Annotated in this window: 22 protein-coding genes and 1 tRNA gene; 3 read left to right on the top strand and 20 right to left on the bottom strand. The window is 63.7% G+C overall.

Going from position 1 to position 23,725, the window contains the following annotated elements:
• Window positions 1-4 precede the first annotated feature (4 nt).
• Together LPB260_RS14775 and LPB260_RS14770 are read right to left on the bottom strand one after the other, a co-directional pair.
• The gene (locus tag LPB260_RS14775; RefSeq protein WP_208709896.1) at window positions 5-169 is read right to left on the bottom strand and encodes a hypothetical protein; all 165 of its coding nucleotides are present in this window, start codon (window positions 167-169) and stop codon (window positions 5-7) included.
• 742 nt (window positions 170-911) lie between these two features.
• A complete protein-coding gene (locus LPB260_RS14770; RefSeq protein ID WP_208709894.1) occupies window positions 912-1,148 on the bottom strand; it encodes a hypothetical protein in 237 nt (78 codons plus the stop codon).
• Between the two features lie 35 nt (window positions 1,149-1,183).
• On the opposite strand from LPB260_RS14770, the gene LPB260_RS14765 reads away from it, so the two are divergent.
• Entirely contained in the window at window positions 1,184-2,383 is a 1,200-nt protein-coding gene (locus LPB260_RS14765; RefSeq protein WP_208709892.1) for a tyrosine-type recombinase/integrase, read from the top strand.
• A gap of 71 nt (window positions 2,384-2,454) precedes the next feature.
• On the opposite strand, the gene LPB260_RS14760 is transcribed toward LPB260_RS14765, so the two are convergent.
• From LPB260_RS14760 to thrS, 9 genes are all read right to left on the bottom strand, one after another.
• Window positions 2,455-2,531 (bottom strand) — tRNA-Pro (locus LPB260_RS14760).
• An 89-nt stretch (window positions 2,532-2,620) separates the two neighbouring features.
• The gene (locus tag LPB260_RS14755) at window positions 2,621-2,977 is read right to left on the bottom strand and encodes a MerR family transcriptional regulator (protein WP_208709890.1); all 357 of its coding nucleotides are present in this window, start codon (window positions 2,975-2,977) and stop codon (window positions 2,621-2,623) included.
• Window positions 2,958-3,260 carry an integration host factor subunit alpha gene (gene ihfA / locus LPB260_RS14750; protein WP_003243414.1) on the bottom strand — a complete coding sequence of 101 codons (303 nt, stop codon included), beginning with the start codon at window positions 3,258-3,260 and terminating at the stop codon, window positions 2,958-2,960. Before ihfA ends, LPB260_RS14755 begins: the two co-directional genes overlap by 20 nt.
• Before the next feature lie 3 nt (window positions 3,261-3,263).
• Window positions 3,264-5,642 carry a phenylalanine--tRNA ligase subunit beta gene (gene pheT, locus LPB260_RS14745; RefSeq protein WP_208709888.1) on the bottom strand — a complete coding sequence of 793 codons (2,379 nt, stop codon included), beginning with the start codon at window positions 5,640-5,642 and terminating at the stop codon, window positions 3,264-3,266.
• 39 nt (window positions 5,643-5,681) lie between these two features.
• On the bottom strand, window positions 5,682-6,698 hold the full coding sequence (pheS, locus tag LPB260_RS14740; protein ID WP_208709886.1) for a phenylalanine--tRNA ligase subunit alpha: 1,017 nt from the start codon (window positions 6,696-6,698) through the stop codon (window positions 5,682-5,684).
• Between the two features lie 95 nt (window positions 6,699-6,793).
• Window positions 6,794-7,150 carry a 50S ribosomal protein L20 gene (rplT, locus tag LPB260_RS14735; RefSeq protein ID WP_058069470.1) on the bottom strand — a complete coding sequence of 119 codons (357 nt, stop codon included), beginning with the start codon at window positions 7,148-7,150 and terminating at the stop codon, window positions 6,794-6,796.
• A gap of 28 nt (window positions 7,151-7,178) precedes the next feature.
• Window positions 7,179-7,373, bottom strand: coding sequence for a 50S ribosomal protein L35 (gene rpmI / locus LPB260_RS14730; protein WP_009394045.1), 195 nt, complete (start codon window positions 7,371-7,373; stop codon window positions 7,179-7,181).
• Between the two features lie 60 nt (window positions 7,374-7,433).
• Window positions 7,434-7,985 carry a translation initiation factor IF-3 gene (gene infC, locus LPB260_RS14725; RefSeq protein WP_208710254.1) on the bottom strand — a complete coding sequence of 184 codons (552 nt, stop codon included), beginning with the start codon at window positions 7,983-7,985 and terminating at the stop codon, window positions 7,434-7,436.
• Entirely contained in the window at window positions 7,985-9,907 is a 1,923-nt protein-coding gene (gene thrS / locus LPB260_RS14720) for a threonine--tRNA ligase (RefSeq protein WP_208709884.1), read from the bottom strand. The genes infC and thrS overlap by 1 nt, the downstream gene beginning before the upstream one ends.
• Before the next feature lie 703 nt (window positions 9,908-10,610).
• Here thrS and LPB260_RS14715 point away from each other — a divergent pair.
• On the top strand, window positions 10,611-11,201 hold the full coding sequence (locus LPB260_RS14715; protein WP_208709882.1) for a HutD family protein: 591 nt from the start codon (window positions 10,611-10,613) through the stop codon (window positions 11,199-11,201).
• A 121-nt stretch (window positions 11,202-11,322) separates the two neighbouring features.
• Here LPB260_RS14715 and hutG read toward each other — a convergent pair whose 3' ends face one another.
• The 5 genes from hutG to LPB260_RS14690 form a co-directional block, all read right to left on the bottom strand.
• Window positions 11,323-12,135 carry an N-formylglutamate deformylase gene (gene hutG, locus LPB260_RS14710; protein ID WP_208709880.1) on the bottom strand — a complete coding sequence of 271 codons (813 nt, stop codon included), beginning with the start codon at window positions 12,133-12,135 and terminating at the stop codon, window positions 11,323-11,325.
• On the bottom strand, window positions 12,125-13,336 hold the full coding sequence (gene hutI, locus LPB260_RS14705; protein WP_208709877.1) for an imidazolonepropionase: 1,212 nt from the start codon (window positions 13,334-13,336) through the stop codon (window positions 12,125-12,127). Before hutI ends, hutG begins: the two co-directional genes overlap by 11 nt.
• 165 nt (window positions 13,337-13,501) lie before the next feature.
• Window positions 13,502-15,034, bottom strand: coding sequence for a histidine ammonia-lyase (gene hutH, locus LPB260_RS14700; protein WP_208709875.1), 1,533 nt, complete (start codon window positions 15,032-15,034; stop codon window positions 13,502-13,504).
• A 2-nt stretch (window positions 15,035-15,036) separates the two neighbouring features.
• Complete coding sequence (hutU, locus tag LPB260_RS14695) at window positions 15,037-16,722, bottom strand: urocanate hydratase (RefSeq protein ID WP_208709873.1); 1,686 nt, start codon at window positions 16,720-16,722, stop codon at window positions 15,037-15,039.
• Window positions 16,723-17,048: 326 nt separating this feature from the next.
• Complete coding sequence (locus LPB260_RS14690) at window positions 17,049-18,410, bottom strand: formimidoylglutamate deiminase (RefSeq protein ID WP_208709871.1); 1,362 nt, start codon at window positions 18,408-18,410, stop codon at window positions 17,049-17,051.
• 95 nt (window positions 18,411-18,505) lie between these two features.
• Here LPB260_RS14690 and hutC point away from each other — a divergent pair, with 95 nt between their 5' ends.
• Window positions 18,506-19,255, top strand: coding sequence for a histidine utilization repressor (gene hutC / locus LPB260_RS14685; RefSeq protein ID WP_208709869.1), 750 nt, complete (start codon window positions 18,506-18,508; stop codon window positions 19,253-19,255).
• 738 nt (window positions 19,256-19,993) lie between these two features.
• Here hutC and pcaD read toward each other — a convergent pair.
• From pcaD to LPB260_RS14665, 4 genes are all read right to left on the bottom strand, one after another.
• Window positions 19,994-20,782 carry a 3-oxoadipate enol-lactonase gene (pcaD, locus tag LPB260_RS14680; protein WP_208709867.1) on the bottom strand — a complete coding sequence of 263 codons (789 nt, stop codon included), beginning with the start codon at window positions 20,780-20,782 and terminating at the stop codon, window positions 19,994-19,996.
• A 101-nt stretch (window positions 20,783-20,883) separates the two neighbouring features.
• On the bottom strand, window positions 20,884-22,089 hold the full coding sequence (pcaF, locus tag LPB260_RS14675; RefSeq protein WP_208709865.1) for a 3-oxoadipyl-CoA thiolase: 1,206 nt from the start codon (window positions 22,087-22,089) through the stop codon (window positions 20,884-20,886).
• Window positions 22,086-22,868 carry a CoA-transferase subunit beta gene (locus tag LPB260_RS14670; RefSeq protein ID WP_208709863.1) on the bottom strand — a complete coding sequence of 261 codons (783 nt, stop codon included), beginning with the start codon at window positions 22,866-22,868 and terminating at the stop codon, window positions 22,086-22,088. The genes pcaF and LPB260_RS14670 overlap by 4 nt, the downstream gene beginning before the upstream one ends.
• The gene (locus LPB260_RS14665) at window positions 22,868-23,725 is read right to left on the bottom strand and encodes a CoA transferase subunit A (protein WP_208709861.1); all 858 of its coding nucleotides are present in this window, start codon (window positions 23,723-23,725) and stop codon (window positions 22,868-22,870) included. The genes LPB260_RS14670 and LPB260_RS14665 overlap by 1 nt, the downstream gene beginning before the upstream one ends.

Genomic DNA, 23,725 nt, shown 5'->3' with positions numbered 1-23,725 from the left:
CTGCTCAATTCATTGGCATAGATAACGTCTTGCGCCGCCAGGCGAACTCACTTCTGCGCCGCTTGACCGCCTCGCGCCATTTCGGGAAGTTTTCGGCGGCGAAGGCCATATCGATAGCGGCCGAGAGGCCAAAACCGATGGCGCGCACAAAGCGGTTCAGTTCAGGCAAAACGCTGGCCAGAATCGGCAGGCCAGCCGGAGTATATTCAAACAGTTTGTTCGGGGTGCAGTAGGAAGAGTTCAGTCACCACAACGTCCACCAGGCGCAGCCTTCCGGGCTTGAGGAACCCCTGATCGATGACGCGCCCCTGCTCAAAGGCCTCATACGCCCCCACGACAACAGGATGCTGCCTTGATCGCGATATGCGGAGCTGTTCGGGTTTGATTTCGCGCGGTGCAGGCGCCTTCGGTACCGGTCGAGAAACAGCACCAAGAGCATCTCCCCTGCGCCAAACCTGAAGGTTACCAGGCCCAGCCTCAGGCAAGGATGGCTGAGGACTCGGTATTCCATTCGCCAGCTTTACCCAGTGCCCACGCGGCGGCCGCGGGACATTCATGCAGGTACACACGCGCGCCAAGAAGCTGGAGGAAACACGGTGGTGATCCGCGATCTTGGTCATGGGAAGCCGCCACACCTCTGCGTACATCTCCTCACGACTGACTGGGCCACCAGGACTGGAACTAGGTTGCTGGGATACCTCTTCGGAAGACACGCATCAATCCTTAAGCCTGATATCACCGTACCAGCCAACGACACGCATTCGCCACGATCCATCAGGTCAAACCGAGCCAAAACGGTTGTTGTACCAAACCCTCCGCAACCCCCTCCACCACGTTGTTCGCCCAGCGAGCTGCGGACAGCATCTGCAGCACGGATCAGGGCCGATAAGGAGGCGACATTCATGCCCGCATCATCTGAACAGATAGCCGCACGCTTGATCACCTGCCCACCCCGAATCCTGCGAGCCAGTGCGGCTCCCGCCTACCTCGGCATGTGCCGCACAGAATTCAACAAAACCGTCCGGCGTTACGTGCGGGAATTCCGCATTGGAGTGCAAGGCATCGGCTTTGATCGCGAAGAGCTGGATGCCTGGGCAGACGCCTACATCGACCGGGCCATCATTGAAAAGGAAGGTGCCAAGGGACATGATCACTCCCGCAGCGAGCGCCAAGGAGAAGAACCATGGCGCGAAAAACCATTAGCGGCCTCTACAAAAGGAACGGGACCTGGCACATCGACAAGGTCTTCAGAGGTCAGCGAATTCAGGAAAGCACTGGATCAAGCGATAGGAAGGAGGCAGAGCAGTACCTGATACACAAGCTGGAAAAGCTCCGGGAACAGAAGATCTACGGTGTCCGCAAGATCAGAACCTGGCGGGAGGCCGCTACGCGTTACCTGATCGAGTACAAGGATCAGCCGTCGATAGGCCTCACGGCCATCTATCTGGGGCAGTTGGACCCGTATATTGGTGACCAGCCTCTGACTCATGTCGACGACGAGACCCTGGCTCCCTACATAAGGGATCGACTCAAGAGCAGCAGAACCAGCGATGGCAAATTGAAGCCTGGCGTTTCACACCGCACTGTGAACATCGCCCTGGAGCGCGTCATACGCATCCTGAACCTATGCGCCCGAAAATGGCGTGATGAGCAGAAGCGTCCCTGGCTCGACGTAGTACCGATGATCACCAAGTTGGAAGAGAAGAAAACGAGGCGAGTTCCCTACCCGATGTCCTGGGAAGAGCAGTCGATTCTCTTCGCAGAACTGCCCGATCATTTGCGCCGCATGGCCCTGTATAAGGTCAACAGCGGCTCACGCGAGCAGGAGGTCGTGAAGCTTCGCTGGGATTGGGAGATACCGATTCCAGAGCTAAACGCCAGCGTGTTTCTCATACCAGCGGATTTTGGTGGCCGACATGAGAGCTCCGGGGTCAAGAACGGCGACGAGCGGCTGGTGGTGCTCAACAACGTAGCCAAGTCGGTCATCGAGGGACAGCGTGGGCTTGATCCGGTCTGGGTATTTCCTTACGGACAACCCGATCGAAACGGCAAGGCCACTCCAGTTCACCGGATGAACGATTCGGCATGGAAGAAGGCCAGGGTCAGGGCCGCGAAGAAGTTCCAGGAGCGTTTTCTACGTCCGGCTCCACTTGGATTTGCTTCGATCCGCGTTCACGACCTGAAGCACACCTTCGGTCGACGGCTTCGGGCAGCAGGGGTAACGGAGGAAGATAGGAAGGCTCTGCTGGGCCACAAGAACGGCAGCATCACCAGTCACTACTCGGCGGCAGAACTGGGAAAACTGATCGATGAGGCCAACAGGATTTCGGCCACCGACTCACGCTGGCCGGCGCTGACAATACTCAGGAGGAAGGCAGGATGAGAAAGTCCCGCAAAAGTCCCTACACGAAAAAGGCCGGAGCTTTCGCTACCGGCCTAAGTCGTTGAAATATATGGTCGGGACGGAGTGATTCGAACACTCGACCCCTTGCACCCCATGCAAGTGCGCTACCAGGCTGCGCTACGCCCCGACTAGGCGTTAATCTGTTTTCTTTGATCCGAAAACGTCGCGAACTATACACTAAGCTTCTGAAATATGGAAACTTTTTTGGATCGCTCGCTATTTACGAAGCACCATCAGGACATCCTCCAGCTCAGTGATCATCTGCTTGATCAGCTGCTTGTACTGAGTGGTGTCGTCCCTGGCCTCATCCCCGGAAAGGCGCTGTCGCGCTCCGCCAATGGTGAAGCCCTGGTCGTACAGCAGCGCACGGATCTGGCGAATCATCAGCACATCCTGTCGCTGATAGTAACGCCGATTGCCGCGACGCTTGACCGGGTTGAGCTGGGGGAACTCCTGCTCCCAATAGCGCAAAACGTGCGGTTTTACCGCACAGAGTTCGCTAACCTCGCCGATCGTGAAATACCGCTTGCCGGGTATGGCAGGTAATTCGTCGTTATGACTTGGTTCCAGCATAAGCCTCAACCCTGGCTTTAAGTTTCTGGCCTGGACGGAAAGTCACCACACGGCGGGCCGTGATCGGAATTTCCTCTCCCGTTTTTGGATTACGACCGGGGCGCTGACGCTTATCGCGCAGATCGAAGTTGCCGAACCCCGAGAGCTTGACCTGCTCGTTGAGTTCCAGCGCTTGGCGGATCTCTTCGAAGAACAGTTCGACCAACTCCTTGGCTTCCCGTTTATTCAGGCCTAGCTCTTCATACAGACGTTCCGCCATTTCAGCTTTCGTCAGAGCCCCCATACGCTACTTCCTTAACGTGGCGTTGAACCTTTGTTCCAGGGAGGTGAGGATATTCTGCGTTGTGGTTCCCACCTCGTCATCATTAAGAGTGCGCGATGGATGCTGCCAGGTCAAGCCGACGGCAAGGCTTTTTCTATGCGGATCAATGCCTTTACCGTGATACACGTCAAATAGCCTGAGGTCGGTCAACCACTCTCCCGCGGCGTCCCGAATGGCCGCCAGCAGGGCCTCGGCCGGCACTTCGCGGTCGACCAGCAAGGCCAGGTCACGACGCACTTCCGGGAAGCGCGACAATTCACGGAACGCCGGCAGGCGACCTTCGATGACTTCGCTCAACAGCAACTCGAACAGGTAGACCGGCTGATCGAGCCCCAGGGCCTTACCCAACTCGGGATGAATCGCCCCAAGGAAGCCGACCAGTCGACCATCACGCTCGATACGTGCGGTTTGCCCCGGATGCAGAGCGGGATGCTCACCCGGCACGAACCTAAAGCCATCTGCCGCGCCTGCACTGGCCAACAGCGCCTCGACGTCGGCCTTGACGTCATAAAAGTCCACGCCATCGCGGCCGTGCGCCCAGCCTTCCGGCAAGCGGCTACCAGCAACGACGCCAGCCAGCATCGCCTCCTGTTTCAGATCTGCCAATTGCCCGACGAAACGCAGACCACTCTCGAACAGGCGCACACGCGACTGCTGGCGATTGAGGTTGTGCTCCAGTGCCTTGATCAGGCCCGGCCACAACGACGAACGCATGGCGGCCATATCGGCGGAAATCGGATTAGCCAGCATCAGCGGCTCAACACCCGGGTTGAACAGCTCGAACAGCTTGGGATCGATGAAGCTGTAGGTGATGGCCTCCTGATAGCCCCGCGCTACCAGCAGCCGGCGCAGGGCGGGCAGCTCGACTGCCGCCTCGGCCTTCGGCTGCGGCGCCAGACGCGCCTGCGGATAGCGAACGGGTAAACGGTTGTAGCCGTACAGACGCCCCAGTTCTTCGATCAGGTCGACTTCCAGACTGATATCGAAACGGTGGCTGGGCACTTCGACCTGCCATTGCCCCTCCCCACTGGCGCTGATACCCAGGCCTAACGCACTGAGCAGTCGCTCGATTTCTGCGCTCTCCATCTTCAAGCCGAGCATCTGCTCGACGCGTTCGGCGCGCAGGGTGATCGGCGCCACGCTCGGCAGGTGTGCCGGGTCGACTACCTCGATGATCGGCCCAGGCTCGCCACCTACGATCTCCAGCAGCAGGGCAGTTGCCCGCTCCATGGCCTCGCGCGCCAGCCGCGAGTCCACACCGCGCTCGAAACGGTGCGAGGAGTCGGTGTGCAGACCATAGGAGCGCGCCTTGCCGGCAATGGCGATGGTGTCGAAGAAGGCGCTTTCGAGGAACAGGTCACGGGTCTTTGCGCTGACTCCGCTGTGCTCGCCGCCCATCACGCCGGCGATCGCCAGGGCGCGCTGGTGGTCGGCGATGACCAGGGTATCGGCCCGCAGGCTGACCTCCTGGCCGTCGAGCAGGACCAGTTTCTCGCCCTCCTCGGCCATGCGCACGCGAATGCCGTCATTGATCTCCGCCAGGTCGAAGGCGTGCATCGGCTGGCCGAGCTCGAGCATCACATAGTTGGTGACGTCGACAGCCGCATCGATGCTGCGCACGTCGGCGCGGCGTAGACGCTCGACCATCCACAGCGGCGTCGGCCGGGACAGGTCGACATTGCGCAGCACGCGCCCCAGGTAACGCGGACAGGCCGGGGTGGCCAGCACCTCGACCGGACGCACTTCGTCATGACTCGGCGCGACGGCATTGATCACCGGACGCGTGACCGGCGCCCCGTACAGGGCACTGACCTCACGAGCCAGACCGGCCAGGGACAGGCAGTCACCGCGGTTGGGAGTCAGATCGACCTCAATGCTCGCGTCATCGAGCGACAGATAGGTCCGAATATCCTGGCCGACCGGCGCATCGCCCGGCAGCTCCATCAGGCCGTCGTTGTCATCGCTGATCTGCAGCTCGGACGCCGAACAGAGCATGCCGTTGGACTCGACGCCGCGCAGCTTGGCCTTCTTGATCTTGAAGTCGCCAGGCAGCTCGGCCCCGATCATGGCGAAGGGGATCTTCAGGCCCGGGCGCACGTTCGGCGCGCCACACACCACCTGAAAGGTTTCCACGCCATTGCTCACCTGGCACACACGCAGCTTGTCGGCATCCGGATGCTGCTCGGTGGCCAGCACCTCGCCCACCACGATGCCACTGAATGCACCGGCGGCCGACGTTACGCTGTCAACCTCGAGACCGGCCATCGAAAGGCGCGCGACCAGCTCATCGCGGGAAACCTGTGGGTTTACCCAGGTACGCAGCCATTGTTCACTGAATTTCATCCTGCTCTCCTAAAACAATTCGGTTACGGTCGTGCGGCTCTAGCGAAATTGCGCCAGGAATCGCAGGTCGTTATCGAAGAACAGGCGCAAGTCGTTGACGCCGTAGCGCAGCATGGCGAGGCGCTCTACGCCCATGCCAAAGGCGAAGCCCTGGTACTTCTCGGGATCGATGCCGGACATGCGTAGCACGTTCGGATGGACCATGCCGCAGCCCATCACCTCCAGCCAGCCGGTCTGCTTGCACACGCGGCAGCCTTTGCCACTGCACATCACGCACTGCATGTCGACTTCCGCCGAGGGCTCGGTGAAGGGGAAGAAGGAAGGGCGGAAGCGCACGCCCAGCGGCTTTTCGAAGAACACTCGAAGGAATTCTTCGATAGTGCCCTTGAGGTCGGCGAAGCTGACGCCTTCGTCGACCAGCAACCCCTCGACCTGGTGGAACATCGGCGAGTGGGTGATATCCGAGTCGCAGCGATACACGCGGCCAGGGCAGACAATGCGGATCGGCGGCTGCTGCGACTCCATGGTGCGCACCTGCACCGGCGAGGTGTGGGTGCGCAGCAACATGTTTGCATTGAAATAGAAGGTGTCATGCATCGCCCGCGCCGGATGATGGCCGGGGATATTGAGCGCCTCGAAGTTGTGATAGTCGTTTTCCACTTCGGGGCCTTCGGCGATGCCGTAGCCTATCCGGGTAAAAAACTGCTCGACCCGCTCCAGAGTCCGGGTAATCGGATGCAGACCACCGGAGGCCTGGCCGCGGCCCGGCAAGGTCACGTCGATGCGTTCGGCGGCAAGCTTGGCGCCCAGCGCGGCTTGCTCGAGCGCCGTCTTGCGGGTATTCAGCGCGTCCTGGACCTTGTCCTTGGCCGCGTTGATCAGCGCACCGGCTTGCGGACGCTCTTCCGCCGACAGGTTGCCCAGGGTCTTCATCACCTGGGTCAGTTCGCCCTTCTTGCCCAGATAGTGAACCCGCAACTGTTCGAGGGCGCTCACATCGTCGGTGTGGCTAACGGCCTCAAGCGCTTGCGAGACCAGCACATCCAGATTTTCCATTTACAGACTCCAGATACGAAATAGGGGAAGAGCTTGAAGGCTCTTCCCCTATTGGTGACGTTTAGCACCGGGCGAGCCCGGTGATTGTCGGGGACTTAAGCCAGTACGGCTTTCGCTTTCTCGACAATCGCAGCAAACGCCGCTTTTTCGTTCACTGCCAGATCAGCCAGAACCTTACGGTCGATCTCGATGGACGCTTTTTTCAGGCCAGCGATCAGACGGCTGTAGGACAGACCGTTGACACGCGCACCAGCGTTGATACGAGCGATCCACAGGGCACGGAACTGACGCTTGCGCTGACGGCGGTCGCGGTAGGCGTACTGGCCTGCCTTGATCACTGCCTGCTTGGCGACGCGGAATACGCGCGAGCGCGCACCGTAGTAGCCTTTAGCGAGTTTCAGAATTTTTTTGTGACGCTTACGAGCGATAACGCCGCGCTTTACACGAGCCATGAGTAATTTCCTCTAAACCTTGACCGAATTAACGAACGCGCAGCATGCGCTCCACCTTTGCCACGTCAGACGGGTGCAGCAAGCTGCTACCGCGCAGTTGACGCTTACGCTTGGTGGACATTTTGGTCAGGATGTGGCTCTTGAAAGCGTGCTTGTGCTTGAAGCCGGAAGCGGTTTTCAAAAAACGCTTCGCTGCACCGCTCTTGGTTTTCATCTTTGGCATGTTCGGATACTCCGCATTCAGTGGATAAACATAACCGCAAGGCCTGCCGTGCCCTGGTGGTTACTTCTTCTTTTTGGGGGCGATGACCATGATCAGCTGGCGTCCTTCCATCTTCGGATGCTGTTCAACCGAGCCGTATTCGGCGAGGTCGTTTTCGACCCGCTTCAACAACTCCATGCCCAGCTCCTGATGGGCCATCTCACGGCCACGGAATCGCAAGGATACCTTGGCCCTGTCCCCCTCACTAAGGAAACGTACCAGGTTGCGTAGTTTTACCTGGTAATCCCCTTCCTCCGTCCCTGGACGAAACTTAATTTCTTTGATCTGGACTTGCTTCTGATTCTTCTTCGCCGCCGCGACCTGCTTCTTCTTTTCGAACAGGTGCTTGCCGTAGTCCATGATCCGGCAAACCGGAGGTACGGCGTCGGCAGAAATTTCTACCAGATCCAGCTTGGCTTCTTCAGCCACGCGAAGCGCTTCATCAATAGAGACGATGCCAATCTGCTCGCCCTCAGCGCCAATTAACCGAACCTCGCGTGCCGAGATATTCTCGTTGATCGGGGCCTTCGGTGCAGTTCGTTTATCTTGTCTCATTTCACGCTTAATAATGATTACTCCAAATCTTGGCGACCACGCCGGGAAACCGCCTGCGCGAGAAAATCAGCGAATTGGGCGACGGGCATGGAGCCCAGGTCAGCACCTTCACGGGTACGCACGGCGACAGTTTGCGTCTCAACCTCCCGATCTCCAATAACCAAGAGATAGGGAACCTTGAGCAAAGTATGCTCGCGGATTTTAAAGCCGATTTTTTCGTTTCTCAAGTCAGACTTGGCACGAAAACCGCTTTGAGCCAGAGTTTTTTCGACTTCGAGGGCAAATTCGGCCTGCTTGTCGGTGATATTCATCACCACCGCCTGGGTCGGCGCCAGCCAAGCCGGGAATGCACCTTCGTAGTGCTCGATCAGAATGCCGATGAAGCGCTCGAACGAGCCGAGGATGGCACGGTGCAGCATCACCGGATGCTTGCGACTGTTGTCCTCGCTGACGAACTCTGCCCCCAAACGGACCGGCAGGTTGAAATCGAGCTGCAGGGTACCACACTGCCAGACCCGGCCGAGACAGTCCTTCAGCGAGAATTCGATCTTCGGCCCGTAGAAGGCACCCTCACCCGGCTGCAGGTCATAAGGCAGACCGGCGCTCTCCAGTGCAGCAGCCAGCGCGGCCTCGGCACGGTCCCACAATTCATCGGAGCCCACCCGCTTTTCCGGACGGGTCGACAGCTTGAGCTGGATGTCCGAGAAACCGAAATCGGCATAGACCGCCTGGGTCAGCTTGATGAAGTCCGCCGACTCCGCCTGCATCTGCTCTTCGGTGCAGAAGATGTGCGCATCGTCCTGGGTGAAGCCGCGCACGCGCATGATGCCGTGCAGGGCACCGGACGGCTCGTTGCGGTGACAGGCGCCGAACTCGGCCAGACGCATCGGCAGCTCGCGGTAGCTCTTCAAGCCCTGGTTGAACACCTGCACGTGACACGGGCAGTTCATCGGCTTGATCGCGTAATCGCGACTTTCCGACTCGGTGGTGAACATGTTCTCGGCGTAGTTGGCCCAGTGCCCGGACTTCTCCCACAGGGAGCGATCAACCACCTGCGGCGTCTTGATCTCCAGGTAGCCATGCTCACGCTGCACCTTGCGCATGTATTGCTCGAGCACCTGGTACAGGGTCCAGCCGTTCGGGTGCCAGAACACCATGCCCGGCGCCTCTTCCTGGGTATGGAACAGGTTCAGACGCTTGCCGATCTTGCGATGATCGCGCTTTTCGGCCTCCTCGATGCGCTGGATATAGGCCGCCAGCTGCTTCTTGTCCGCCCAGGCGGTGCCGTAGACGCGCTGCAGCTGTTCGTTCTTGGCATCGCCGCGCCAGTAGGCACCGGACAGCTTGGTCAGCTTGAAGGACTTGAGGAAGCGGGTATTCGGCACGTGCGGGCCACGGCACATGTCGACGTATTCTTCGTGGTAATACAGGCCCATGGCCTGCTCGTCCGGCATGTCCTCGACCAGGCGCAGCTTGTAGTCCTCGCCGCGGGACTGGAAGACCTCGATGACCTCGGCGCGCGGGGTGACCTTCTTGATGACATCGTAATCCTTCTCGATCAGCTGCTGCATGCGCTGCTCGATGGCGGCCACGTCATCCGGAGTGAAGGGCCGCTCGTAGGCGATGTCGTAGTAGAAGCCTTCGTCGATGACCGGACCGATGACCATCTTGGCCGTGGGAAACAACTGCTTGACCGCATGACCGATCAGGTGGGCACAGGAGTGCCGAATGATCTCCAGCCCCTCTTCATCCTTAGGCGTGATGATCTGCAGGGTCGCGTCGGCAGTGATCGGATCGCAGGCATCGACCAGCTTGCCATTGACCTTTCCGGCCACGGTGGCCTTGGCCAGGCCCGCGCCAATGGATTGCGCCACCTCGGCCACGGTGACCGGGTGATCGAACGAACGCTGACTGCCGTCGGGAAGAGTAATGGTTGGCATGGCGCCTCCTCTCCTAGTGGTGACCTCTACCAAAGGCCACATGGGTTGGGATGAGCCAGTAAGCGATCCGGCGGTATGCCTGCCTTACAGTGACAGGAGCTCGCGAGCCAACCGAAACCGAACCAGAGTCACTGGAGGTCATTGCAATAACGAACAAAAACGGGATGCTTCCAGAAAGCCACCTGACTGGCAAGCCGCCCAATAAAAAAGGGTCGCATCAGCGACCTTTTCTAGCGAATTTGTCAGGCGCAATTGCTTTCGAAGCAACGCCCCACCCTCTCAGGGTGACGGCTAGCAGCGCCTAACCTACTGATCTCAAAGAGAAGGGTGTCTCCAAGGGCATCAGCGAAGGGCGCACTCTACCACAGCGGAATCAATAACTTAGCATTGATTTTTCAATCAAGGCCCAGGCTGTAACTCGACTGTAGCGGCCCGCTGATCGCGCCTGAAATGGCCAGCCCGACCGTCGATGCCTCCAATTTGAAAGCCTGCCAATCACGGGTCACAAACCCGCATCCGCCACTTGTATATACATATAAATATCTATATAAAATCCGGACATCCGCGCCTGCTGCGGACCGGATGGCGAGCACTTCAGCCCCGGCATACCGAGCGCCCCGCCCAACGCAGTTGCACTCGGCGACCTTCTCATTCATTCCACCACAGCGAAGCCACCCGCCCACACAGAGGAATCCGTAAGTCCATGAATCGCACGCAGCTCTATCGAGCCTCCACCTATGTATCCACGCCCTGGAAGAACGGCCTGGGCTCCACGCTCGAGGTGGCGCGCGACGGCGGCGAGGGGCTGGATGGCTTTGGCTGGCGCCTGTCCATTGCCGATATCGGTGAATCCAACGGCTTCTCGTCGTTCAGCGGCTACCAGCGAGTCATCAGCGTGCTGGAAGGCGCAGGCATGCGCCTGGAGGTGGACGGCCTGCCCTCTGCCCCGCTGCTGGCGTTCGAGCCCTTTGCCTTCTCAGGGGACAGCCACGTGCATTGCCATCTGCTGCAGGGCGCTATCCGCGACTTCAACCTGATCTATTCACCAGCGCGCTTCAGCGCACGCCTGCAATGGCTGCCCGTGGGCAGCACGCAACGGATCCATACCAGCGCCACGACCCTGCTGCTGTTCGCGGCCGGTGGAGAGATGGACGCCCGGCTCGATGGCGCGGCGTGCGGCACCCTGCAACACCATGACTGCCTGCAGATCGAACGCCCGACAGGGATCGCCGAACTGCGCCTCGAAGGCCACGCAGACGCCCGATGCTGCCTGATCGAACTCAGCCGCCACTGAGGCTTGCAACGTCAAACCCGCCCCAGCGTACTTGCGTGACGCAGTCCTCCTTCCAAAAAAACACGCCGCGGCAGGCGAGACCGCGGCGCCAGGAGACAGGTCTCGGAACGCTCCTTGACACCTAATACCCGTAGTGCGTCTTGCCCCAGTGCAGCTGGGCTTCCAGCAACCGGCGCAGCACCACACGCACGGGTTCGGCCAGGTCGGTTCGGTAGCCGTAGGGCGGCGCCTCATCCATATAGGTGCACTGCGCCAGCTCCAGCTGGATGGCGTGGATATCGTCGGCCGGGATGCCGTAGTGGCGGGTGATGTAGCCGCCCTTGAAGCGTCCGTTGAGCACCTGGCTGTAGCCTTCCGCACCGGCGCAGACCTGCTGCAGTTGGCCCGCCAACTGCGGGGAGCAACTGGCGCCGTCGTTGCTGCCCAGGTTGAAGTCCGGCAGGCGCCCCTCGAACAGCCGCGGCACCCGGGAGGCGATCGAGTGGGCATCGAACAGCAGGGCGTAGCCGAACTCGCTGCGCAGGCGCGCCAGCTCGGCCGCCAGGGTGCGATGGTACGGCGCCCAGATTTCCTCCAGGTAACGGGCCCGCTCCGCCTTCGACGGCTCGAGGCCGTCGCGGAACAAGGGGGCGCCATCGAACAGGATCGCGGGGAACAGCCCGGTGGTCGCGCTGGCGTACAGGGGCTTGTCGTCCGCCGGGCGGTTGAGGTCGACCACGTAGCGCGAGTAGCCGGCGGCCAGGGTGCTGGCGCCGAGCTCGGCGGCGAAATCATAGAGCCTGGGGATATGCCAGTCGGTGTCCGGCAGGCCGCGGGCCTGCTCGACCAGGCCCGCCTCGACCGCCGGGGTCAGGCGCAGGCCGGCGTGGGGCATGCTGATCAGCAGCGGCACCCGGCCGGGACTGAACTCGAAAGCATCATTGCTATAGGACATCGGTCACTTCCTCGGCATGGCGAATCACCCGTTTATCCAGCTCGCCGCCCAGCCAATAGGCCAGCTCGGCCGGCCGCTCGATATCCCAGGCGACGAAATCGGCGAACTTGCCGATCTCCAGGCTGCCATGGCTGTCGGCCAGCCCCAGCGCCTTGGCGGCATGCAGGGTGACGCCGGCCAGGGCCTCCTCCGGGGTCATGCGGAACAGGGTGCAGGCCATGTTCATCATCAGCCGCAGCGACAACGCCGGCGAGGTGCCGGGGTTGAGGTCGCTGGCGATCGCCATGGCCACGCCGTGCTCGCGCAAGGCCTGCAGCGGCGGCAGTTGAGTCTCGCGCAGGAAGTAGAAGGCGCCGGGCAGCAGCACCGCCACGCTGCCGGCGGCAGCCATGGCCCGGGCGTCGGACTCGTCCATGAACTCCAGGTGATCGGCCGACAGCGCGCCATAGCGCGCCGCCAGGCTGGAGCCGTGCAGCGAAGACAGCTGCTCGGCATGCAGCTTGACCGGCAGACCCAGCTCCTGGGCGCATTGGAACACCCGCTCGACCTGCGCCGGCGAGAAGGCCAGGTGCTCGCAGAAGGCGTCGACCGCATCGACCAGCCCTTCCGCCGCCAAGGCCGGCAGCATCTCGCTGCAGACCAGCTCGATGTAGTCGTCGGCGCGGCCGGCGAATTCCGGCGGCAGCGCATGGGCCGCCAGGCAGGTGGCCTTGACCGTAACCGGCAGGCGCTCGCCGAGGCGGCGGGCGACCCGCAGCATCTTGCCCTCGCTGGCCAGGTCGAGGCCGTAGCCGGACTTGATCTCCACCGTGGTCACGCCTTCACGCAGCAGGCCGCGCAGGCGCTGCGTCGCGGCCTCCAGCAACTCATCTTCGCTGGCGGCGCGGGTCGCGCGCACGGTGCTGGCGATACCCCCGCCGGCGGCGGCGATCTCGGCATAGCTGATGCCCTGCAGACGCTGCTCGAATTCGGCGCTGCGATCACCACCGAACACCAGGTGGGTGTGGCAGTCGATCAGCCCCGGGGTCAGCCATTTGCCGCCCAGGTCGATGCGCTCGGCGTAGTCAGCGGCCGGCAACTGGGCATGCGGGCCGATCCACTCGATCAGGGCGCCACGGGTAACCAGCGCCGCATCCTCGATGATCGAGTAATTGCCGCCGGCCATGGTGGCGGCGTGGCAGTTGAACCACAGACGAAGCATGGCGATTGGCTCCTCGCTAAGTTCCGGGCCGGCGCCGCTCCGGTGGATCGAGCGCCGGCAATGAGAGGATCGAGCCTGGAGCCGCCTCGCGGCCGCCCCACTCGACGAAACCCAAGCGCGGACGCAGGGTGCACACCGGGACAGGCGCGCACCCTGCGTCGCGGCTCACTGGCTGGGCAGCAGCTTCGCCGGCACCAGCGCAGTCAGGCAGCGAGACGCCAACAGCTCGCTGGCCGCCTCGATGTCCGGGGCGAAGAAGCGGTCTTCCTTGTAGTGTGGCACCCGCTCGCGCAGGACATGGCGCGCCTGCTCCAGCTTCGCCGAGCTCTTGAGGCCTTCGCGGAAATCCAGGCCCTGGCAGGCACCCAGCCACTCCACGGCGAGGATGCCGCGCACGTTGTCGGCCATTTCCCACAGGCGCTTGCCGGCGGCCGGAGCCATGGACACATGGTCTTCCTGGTTGGCCGAGGTCGGCAGGCTGTCGACGCTGTGCGGATGGGACAGCGCCTTGTTCTCGCTGGCCAGCGCGGCGGCGGTGACCTGGGCGATCATGAACCCGGAGTTGACCCCGCCGTTAGCCACCAGGAACGGCGGCAACTGCGACATGTGCTTGTCCATCATCAGCGAGATGCGCCGCTCGGACAGCGAGCCGATCTCGGCGATGGCCAGGGCCAGGTTGTCGGCAGCCATGGCCACCGGCTCGGCGTGGAAGTTGCCACCGGAGATGATGTCCCCTTCGGCGGCGAACACCAGCGGGTTGTCGGACACCGCGTTGGCCTCGGTGGCCAGCACCTCGGCGGCCTGGCGGATCTGGGTCAGGCAGGCGCCCATCACCTGGGGCTGGCAGCGCAGCGAATAGGGATCCTGCACCTTGTCGCACTGGGCGTGGGACTGGGAGATCTCGGTGCTCGGCGTGAGCAGGTCGCGATAGGCCGCGGCCGCGTCGATCTGGCCGCGCTGGCCGCGGGCCGCATGGATACGCGCATCGAAGGGTGAGCGCGAGCCCAGCATCGACTCGACGCTGAGGCCGCCACATACCAGCGCCGCGGCGAACAGGTCCTCGGCCTCGAACAGCCCGCGCAGGGCGTAGGCGGTGGAGGCCTGGGTGCCGTTGAGCAGCGCCAGCCCTTCCTTGGCCGCCAGGGTCAGCGGCTCCAGGCCGGCGACCGCCAGGGCCTCGGTGGCCGGCAGCCATTCGCCCTGGTAGCGCGCCTTGCCCTCACCGAGCAGCACCAGGGACATGTGCGCCAGGGGCGCCAGGTCGCCGGAGGCGCCGACCGAGCCCTTGAGCGGGATATGCGGGTAGACCTCGGCGTTGATCAGGGCGATCAGCGCATCGATCACCACCCGGCGGATGCCGGAGAAGCCACGGGCCAGGCTGTTGACCTTGAGCACCATGATCAGCCGCACCAGGGCGTCGTCGATGGGCTGGCCGACGCCGGCGGCATGGCTCAGCACCAGCGAGCGCTGCAGGTTCTCCAGATCCTCGCTGGCGATGCGGGTCGACGCCAGCAGACCGAAACCGGTGTTGATGCCATAGACGGTGCGTTTCTCGGCCAGCACCTGCTCGACGCAGGCGACGCTGGCCTCGATGGCCTCACTGGCGCTCGCGTCCAGGCTGACGGTCACCGAGCCCTGGTGAACCTGACGCAACTGGGCCAGGGTCAGCTGGCCGGGCAGAATGTTCAGGGCGCTCATGTTCAGGCTCCTTTTACCGGGGTAATCATTGGCAGATTGAGGCCCTGTTCACGGGCGCAGTCGATGGCGATCGGATAGCCGGCATCGGCGTGACGCATCACCCCGGTGGCCGGGTCGTTGTGCAGCACGCGGGCGATGCGCTCGGCCGCCTCGTCGCTGCCGTCACAGACGATCACCACGCCGGAATGCTGGGAGAAGCCCATGCCGACGCCACCGCCATGGTGCAGCGAGACCCAGGTGGCGCCGCTGGCGGTATTCAGCAAGGCGTTGAGCAGCGGCCAGTCGGAGACAGCGTCGGAACCGTCCTGCATCGACTCGGTCTCGCGGTTGGGGCTGGCCACCGAACCGGAGTCCAGATGGTCGCGGCCGATCACCACCGGCGCGCTCAGCTCGCCGCTGCGGACCATCTCGTTGAAGGCCAGACCAAGCTTGGCGCGCTGCCCCAGGCCGACCCAGCAGATGCGCGCCGGCAGGCCCTGGAAGCTGATGCGCTCGCGGGCCATGTCCAGCCAGTGGTGCAGGTGGGCATCGTCCGGGATCAGTTCCTTGACCTTGGCATCGGTCTTGTAGATGTCCTGCGCATCGCCGGACAGGGCGGCCCAGCGGAACGGGCCGATGCCGCGGCAGAACAGCGGGCGGATATAGGCCGGGACGAAGCCGGGGAAGTCGAAGGCATGCTCGACGCCCTCCTCCAGCGCCATCTGGCGGATGTTGTTGCCGTAGTCGAAGGTCGGCACGCCCTGCTTCTGGAAGTCCAGCATGGCCTTCACATGCACGGCCATCGACTGCTTGGCCGCCTTGACCACCGCGGCCGGCTCGCCCTGGGCACGCTCGCGGTACTGCTCCCAGGTCCAGCCGAGCGGCAGGTAGCCGTTGAGCGGATCGTGGGCGCTGGTCTGGTCGGTGACCATGTCCGGCCGCACGCCGCGCTTGACCAGTTCCGGAAGAATCTCGGCGGCGTTGCCGCACAGGGCGATGGAGATGGCCTTGCCCTCGGCGCAGTACTTGTCGAGGCGTGCCAGGGCGTCGTCCAGGTCCTGGGCCTGCTCGTCGACGTAGCGGGTCTTCAGGCGGAAGTCGATGCGGCTCTGCTGGCACTCGATGTTCAGCGAGCAGGCGCCGGCCAGGGTCGCGGCCAGCGGCTGGGCGCCACCCATGCCGCCGAGACCGGCGGTGAGCACCCAGCGGCCCTTGAGGTCGCCGCCGTAGTGCTGGCGACCGGCCTCGACGAAGGTCTCGTAGGTGCCCTGGACGATGCCCTGGCTGCCAATGTAGATCCAGGAGCCGGCGGTCATCTGGCCGTACATGGCCAGGCCCTTGGCGTCCAGTTCGTTGAAGTGCTCCCAGGTGGCCCAGTGCGGCACCAGGTTGGAGTTGGCGATCAGCACCCGCGGCGCATTGCTGTGGGTCTTGAACACGCCGACCGGCTTGCCCGACTGCACCAGCAGGGTCTCGTCGTCGTTCAGCTGCTTCAGCGACTCGACGATGGCGTCGAAGCACTCCCAGTTGCGCGCGGCGCGGCCGATGCCGCCGTACACCACCAGTTCCTTGGGGTTCTCCGCCACTTCCGGATCGAGGTTGTTCATCAGCATGCGCAGCGGCGCCTCGGTCAGCCAGCTCTTGGCATTGAGCTGAGTGCCGCGCGGCGCGCGGATTTCGACATCACGGAAACGGCTCGAACTGCTCACAAGAAATCCTCCAGAAAATAGTGCCGCCTGCCTGAGCACACTTGGGCCTCACAGCAAGGCATGCCGATATGTAAGCATGTATATACAACTCATATCAAGTGCTTTCTCCGGACCCCCACCTGGGCGGACGGCACATTGTTCTTGCATGATTTGGCGCCCCGCCGCGAACTCCCCGGACGGCGAAAGGCACAGAGCAGAGGGCTCTCCCGGTCAACCCAACGACTGACAGCCCCCACGACCCACTCGCTCACCCGCCCACTCGCGTGCAGGGGCCTCTGCACCACGCAGGCACTGCCCGGCGCAGCGAGGGAGCATCGACCCTGTGATCAGGCCATCTGGCGAAGCACCTGGGCAAAGGCCTGCTGGGTCGACTCCTGCGCGGCATGGCGACCCTCGCGGATCACCCAGCGCCCGGCGACCAGCACATCGCGCACCTGCCGATCGCCGCCGGCAAACAGCCAGCGATTGAGAATGCCGTCGCCCTCCGCCGTGGCGATGTACGGATCATCGCCGTCGAGCACCAGCAGGTCGGCGCGCTTGCCGACCGCCAGCGCGCCGACCGGCTGGCCGAGCGCCTGGGCGCCGCCGGCAGTGGCGGCATCGAACAGGCTGCGGCCGATCATCGGCTGGTCGCCGCGATAGATGCGGTTGCGCTTCTGGTCACGCAGCCGCTGGCCATACTCGAGCCAGCGCAACTCCTCGGCCACGCTCACCGAGACATGGCTGTCCGAACCGATGCCCAGGCGCCCGCCCTGGGCGAGGTAGTCCACAGCCGGGAAGATGCCATCCCCCAGGTTCGCCTCCGTCGTCAGGCACAGGCCCGCGACCGCTCCGCTGCGGGCCATGCTGGCGACCTCCTGCGCATCAGCATGGGTGGCGTGCACCAGGCACCAGCGCTGATCCACCGCGACGTGCTCGAACAGCCACTGCAACGGTCGGCGGCCACTCCAAGCCAAACAGTCGCTGACCTCCTTCTGCTGCTCGGCGATATGGATATGAATCGGGCAAGCGCCCTTGTCGGCATCGAGCACCGCGGCGACCTGTTCCGGGGTGACCGCACGCAACGAGTGGAAACACAGGCCCAACTGCTGCGAGGGCTGCCCGGCCAGCTCGGGGCCCAGACGCTCGATCAAGCTGAGGTAGCTGTCGGTACTGTGGATGAAGCGCCGCTGCGCCTCACTCGGCGTCTGCCCGCCAAAGCCGGCATGGGAGTACAGCACGGGCAACAACGTCAGGCCGATGCCGGCATCGCGCGCCGCCTTGCTGATGCGCAAGGCCAGCTCCGCCGGATCGGCATAGGCCTGGCCGCGGCTGTCATGGTGAACATAGTGGAACTCGGCCACGCTGGTGTAGCCGCACTTGAGCATTTCGATATACAGCTGCCGGGCGATGATTTCGAACTGCTCCGGGTCGAGGCGCTCGACCAGCCGGTACATCAGGTCGCGCCAGGTCCAGAAGCTGTCATTCGGATTCCCCGCCACCTCGGCCAAGCCGGCCATTGCCCGCTGGAAGGCATGGGAGTGCAGGTTCGGCATGCCTGGCAGCACCGGCCCGGCGAGCCGCTGCGCACCCTCATCAGAGCCGTTGATGGTGATGCGCTCCAGGCAGCCGCCGGCGTCGACATCGAGGCGCACGTTCTGCGCCCAGCCTTCGACAAGCAATGCGCGAGGGGCGAAAAATGCAGGCATAATGATCGTCCTAAGTACTGGCCTTTATTTGTATATACATATACAGACCTTAGCAGCTACTGTAAACGACGGCTCAGAACAGCAAGGAACGTTACATGGCAAACATCGAATCCAAGCCCACCCTGGCCTCCCAGCTCAGCGATGCCCCGGCACCGCTGTACGCCCAGGTCAAGCAACTGATCATCCAGCAGATCAAGAGCGGCACCTGGCCTCCGCACCACCGGGTGCCATCGGAAAGCGAGCTGGTCGAGGAGCTTGGATTCAGCCGCATGACCATCAACCGCGCACTGCGCGAACTGACCAACGATGGCTTGCTCACCCGCATGCAGGGCGTGGGCACCTTCGTCGCCGAGCCGAAGGGCCACTCGGCACTGTTTGCCGTGAACAACATCGCCGACGAGATATCGGCCCGCGGCAACCGCTACCACAGCCGGCTGATCAGCCTGAGCCAGGAGCCCGCCAGCCACGAGACCGCCCAGGCCCTCGAGCTGCGCGAAGGCCAGGAGGTCTTTCACTCGATCATCGTGCACTACGAGAATGACTTGCCGATCCAGCTCGAGGACCGCTACGTCAACGCCCTGCTGGCGCCCGACTACCTCAAGCAGGACTTCACCCAGCTCACCCCTTACGCCTACCTGTCGAAGGTGGCGCCACTGACCGAGGGCGAGCATGTGGTGGAGGCGATACTCGCCGAGCCGGAAGAGTGCCGCCTGCTGCAGGTCGAAGAGAGCGAACCCTGCCTGCTGATTCGTCGGAGAACCTGGTCGGGGCAACGGGCGGTATCTACGGCGCGCCTGCTCCACCCCGGCTCACGGCATCGCCTGGAAGGACGCTTCAAGTCGTAAGCCGGCTCAGCGCCGGAACCGGGCGCCAAGCGGCGCCACCATGAAAGCACGGCGATATGGCTCGGCCTCGGCCGTGCGATCTAGCGGCGAGCGAGTGCCGACCCGCAGGCGCGAATCGCCACTGCTCTCTCCGGAAAATTCCCAAACAAAAAAGGCGATCCTTTCGGATCGCCTTTTAAGTCCCGTGCTAGACGGGTTCGAATTGGTAGGCACAATTGGATTCGAACCAACGACCCCCACCATGTCAAGGTGACGGCTAGCAGCCGCCTAACCTGCTGATTCCAAAGAGAAAGGGTGTCTCTACGGGCATCACGAAAGCGCGCTCTCTGCCATAAAAGAATCAATAACTTAGCATTGTATTTTCATACAGTAGTCAGGCGATTTCGCCGCCCACCACGAAGGCTTCGTCCGACACTCTAGCCCTCAACCTTCTGCTCCTCTCCATCCCCCCGGCCGCGCTCTGCCAACTCGGAGCGCATACCCCCTCACAACGAAGCTTCTGCTTATTGGGTCTGGCAGGCGCCCTTTCTCAAGGCCCGACGCAAGGCAGGACCGCGTAGGCCTTTACCGCTAAAGCGTGCTGGCGCTGGCATCCTGCAGCCACTTGAAACGCTCGGACCGGACTCAGCGCCTGCTCAGTTTTCCGGCGCCACGACCGAAGGGCGCTCCAGCGTTCACCTGTAGGCCACTACTCGGGTCGACAGCAGCACTGCTCCGCCGTTTTTTCCCAGCCTTCGCTCAGCCTTTGAGGAAGTCCAGCACAGGCCGGGTGAAGGCCTCCCCCGCCTCGACGTTGGACAGGTGGGCGGCGTGCAATTCCAGCAGCCGCGCGCCGCTGATCCGCTCGGCCATGAAGCGGCCGTCCGCCACGGTGGTCACCGGATCGGCGCTGCCGGCGACGATCAGGGTTGGCGCGCGGATCGCAGCGAGTTGCTCGCGGTAGTCGGCATCGCGCACCGCCGCGCAGTTGGCCGCGTACCCCTGGGGCGAGGTCTGCGCAAGCATCGCCACCACGGGCTCGACCTTCGCCGGTTCGGCTGCTGCGAACGCGGCAGTGAACCAGCGCGCGATCGAGGCGTCGCGCAAGGCCTGCATGGCCGCCTGACCGTCGCGCAGAACGCTGTCGATGCGCGGGTTCCACACCTCGGGGCTGGCGATCTTCGCCGCGGTGTTGCACAACACCAGCTTGTCCAGGCGCTCGCAGGCGTTGATCCCCAGCCACTGGCCGATCAGCCCGCCCATGGACAGACCGCAGAAATGCGCCTTGGCGACGTCCAGGGCATCGAGCAACGCCAGTACGTCGCGGCCATTCTGCTCGATGCTGTAGAAGCCTTCGCTGACCAGCGAGTGGCCATGGCCGCGGGTGTCATAGCGCAGCACGCGGAAATGCTCGGTGAATGCCGGCATCTGCGCGTCCCACATGTGCAGGTCGGTGCCCAGGGAGTTGGACAAGACCAGCACCGGCGCGCCGGCCGGCCCTTCGAGCTGATAATTCAATTCACCGTCGGCGAGTCGGACGACAGGCATGACGCAGTTCCTCACTAGATCATTCATTTCAAGACGCCGCCCCGCAGGCACGATTGCTATCGCCTGTGCTCTGGGGCGGCGCAGTGCTCAGTATCGCTGAATCAGACGCGCTCGATAGCCAGCGCCAGCCCCTGGCCGACGCCGACGCACATGGTCGCCAGGCCCAGCTTGCCGCCGGATTTCTCCAGTTGGTGCAGCGCGGTCTGCACCAGGCGGGCGCCGCTGGCGCCCAGCGGGTGGCCGAGGGCGATGGCGCCGCCATTGGGGTTGACCCGGGCGTCGTCGTCGGCGATCCCCAGCTCGCGCATGCAGGCCAGTCCCTGGGCGGCGAAGGCCTCGTTGAGTTCGATCACGTCGAACTGGTCGATGCCCAGGTTCAGCCGCTCCAGCAGCTTGCGTACCGCCGGCACCGGGCCGATGCCCATGACCCGCGGGGCGACGCCGGCGCTGGCCATGCCCAACACCTTGGCCCGCGGAGTCAGGCCGTGTTTCTGCACCGCCTCGGCACTGGCCAGGATCAGCGCCGCGGCGCCGTCGTTGACTCCCGAGGCGTTGCCAGCGGTGACCGTCTTGTCCGGGCCGTTGACCGGCTTGAGCTTGGTCAGCACCTCCAGGGTGGTGTCTGGGCGCAGGTGCTCGTCCTGCTCGATGAGGGTATCGCCCTTACGGCCCTTGATCAGCACCGGGACTATCTCCTCGGCGAAGAAGCCGGCGGCCTGGGCGGCGGCGGCGCGCTGCTGGCTGCGCAGGGAGAAGGCGTCCTGGTCGGCGCGGCTGATCTGGTAGTCGTCGGCGACGTTGTCGGCGGTCTGCGGCATGGCATCCACGCCGTACTGGGCCTTCATCAAGGGGTTGATGAAGCGCCAGCCGATGGTGGTGTCCTCGATCTTCTGAGTACGGCCGTAGGCGCTGTCGGCCTTGCCCATGACATAGGGCGCGCGCGACATGGACTCGACGCCGCCGGCGATGGCCAGCTCCATCTCGCCGCTGGCGATGGCGCGGAACGCCGTGCCGATCGCATCCATGCCCGAGGCGCACAGGCGGTTGAGGGTCACCCCCGGCACCGTGTCCGGCAACCCGGCCAGCAGCGAAGCCATGCGCGCGACGTTGCGGTTGTCCTCGCCGGCCTGGTTGGCGCAGCCGAGAAACACCTCATCGATTTGGCTCAGGTCGAGCTGCGGGTTGCGCTCGATCAGCGCCTTGAGCGGCACCGCCGCCAGGTCGTCGGCGCGCACCAGCGCCAAGCCACCGCCGAAGCGGCCGATGGGCGTGCGCACGGCATCACAGATATAGACGTCGCGGCTCATTCCTCACCTCCGGCCTGGCCATGGGCGGCCGCGGTGCGGGCTTCCAGGGCGCGCAGGGCATCAAGCTCCAGCGCCGTCGGCGCGGCGGTCTCGGCGACGCTGTCGGCGAAACGGATGGCCCAGCCGGTGGCGGCCACCACCTGCTCGCGGCTGACTCCCGGGTGCAGCGAGGTGACGATGAATTCGTTGGTGCCGGCTTCCGGCTCCATGATGCACAGGTCGGTGATGATGCCCACCGGGCCGGCGCCGGGCAGGCCCAGCTGCTTGCGGTGGTCGCCGCCCTCGCCATGGCCGACCGAGGTGATGAAGGCCAGCTTGTCGACGAAGGTGCGGTGCGACTGCTTGAGGATGATCAGCACCTGCTTGGCCGATCCGGCGATCTCCGGCGCGCCGCCGGCGCCCGGCAGGCGCACCTTGGGCTGGTGGTAGTCGCCGATCACCGTGGTGTTGATGTTGCCGTACTTGTCGACCTGGGCGGCGCCGAGGAAGCCCACGTCGATGCGCCCGCCCTGCAGCCAGTAGCGGAAGATCTCGCCGGTCGGTACCACGGTGTCGGCGGTCTCGGCCAGTTCGCCGTCGCCGATCGACAGCGGCAGCACGCTGGGCTTGGCGCCGATCGGGCCGGATTCGTAGATCAGCACCACGTCCGGCGAGGAGGTCAGGCGCGCCAGGTTGGCGGCCTTGGACGGCAGGCCGATGCCGACGAAGCATACCGCGCCGTTGTTCAGGCGGCGGGCGGCGGCCACGGTCATCATTTCATTGGTGCTGTAGGCGCTCATTACTTGGCCTCCTGCTGCGCGGCCAGTTTGGCCTGGAACTCTGAGAAATCGGCGGTGCCGCGGATGTACTGGTCGATCCAGGCGGTGAAACGCTCACGATCGCGGGCGATCGGGTCCCAGGCCTGGTAGAAGCGGTTGTCGCGCTCGGAGTAGCCCAGGGCATAGGACGGATGGGCGCCGCCCGGTACATGGCAGACCGCGGTCAGCGCCCAGCTTGGCAACACGCAGGCGTTCATCGGCGCGTTCAGGTCGTCGACGATCTCCTCCACCGTGACGATGCAGCGCTGGGCCGCCAGGGCCGCCTCCTTCTGCACGCCGAGGATGCCCCAGAGCAGCACGTTGCCCTTGCGGTCGGCCTTCTGCGCGTGGATCACGGTGACGTCCGGGCGCACGCTGGGCACCGCCGCCAGCACTTCGCCGGTGAACGGGCAGGTGACCGTCTTGATCAGCGGGTTGACCTTGGGCAGGTCGGAGCCGGCATAGGCGCGCAACACGGCGAACGGCAGGCCCGAGGCGCCGGCGACATAGGCGTTGGCCAGGTCCGCATGGCTGTGCTCCTCGATCTCCAGGGGCTGCGGCCAGCCCTTCTCCACCGCGTCGCGCAGGCGGTGCAGCGAGCCGACGCCGGGGTTGCCGCCCCAGGAGAACACCAGCTTCTTGGCGCAGCCGGCGCCGATCAGCAGGTCGTAGACCAGGTCAGGGGTCATGCGCACCAGGGTCAGCTCGCGCTTGTTCTGGCGGATCAGCTCGTGGCTGGCGGCTGTGGGGATCAGGTGGGTGAAGCCTTCGAGGGCGATGGTGTCGCCGTCGTTGACGAAGCGTTTGACCGCTTCGCCAAGGGAAATGAGTTCGGCCAT

The sequence above is a fragment of the Pseudomonas sp. LPB0260 genome (assembly GCF_013388395.1).
Note: the sequence above shows the minus strand (reverse complement) of the source record. Positions and strands in the feature narration are given on the sequence as shown.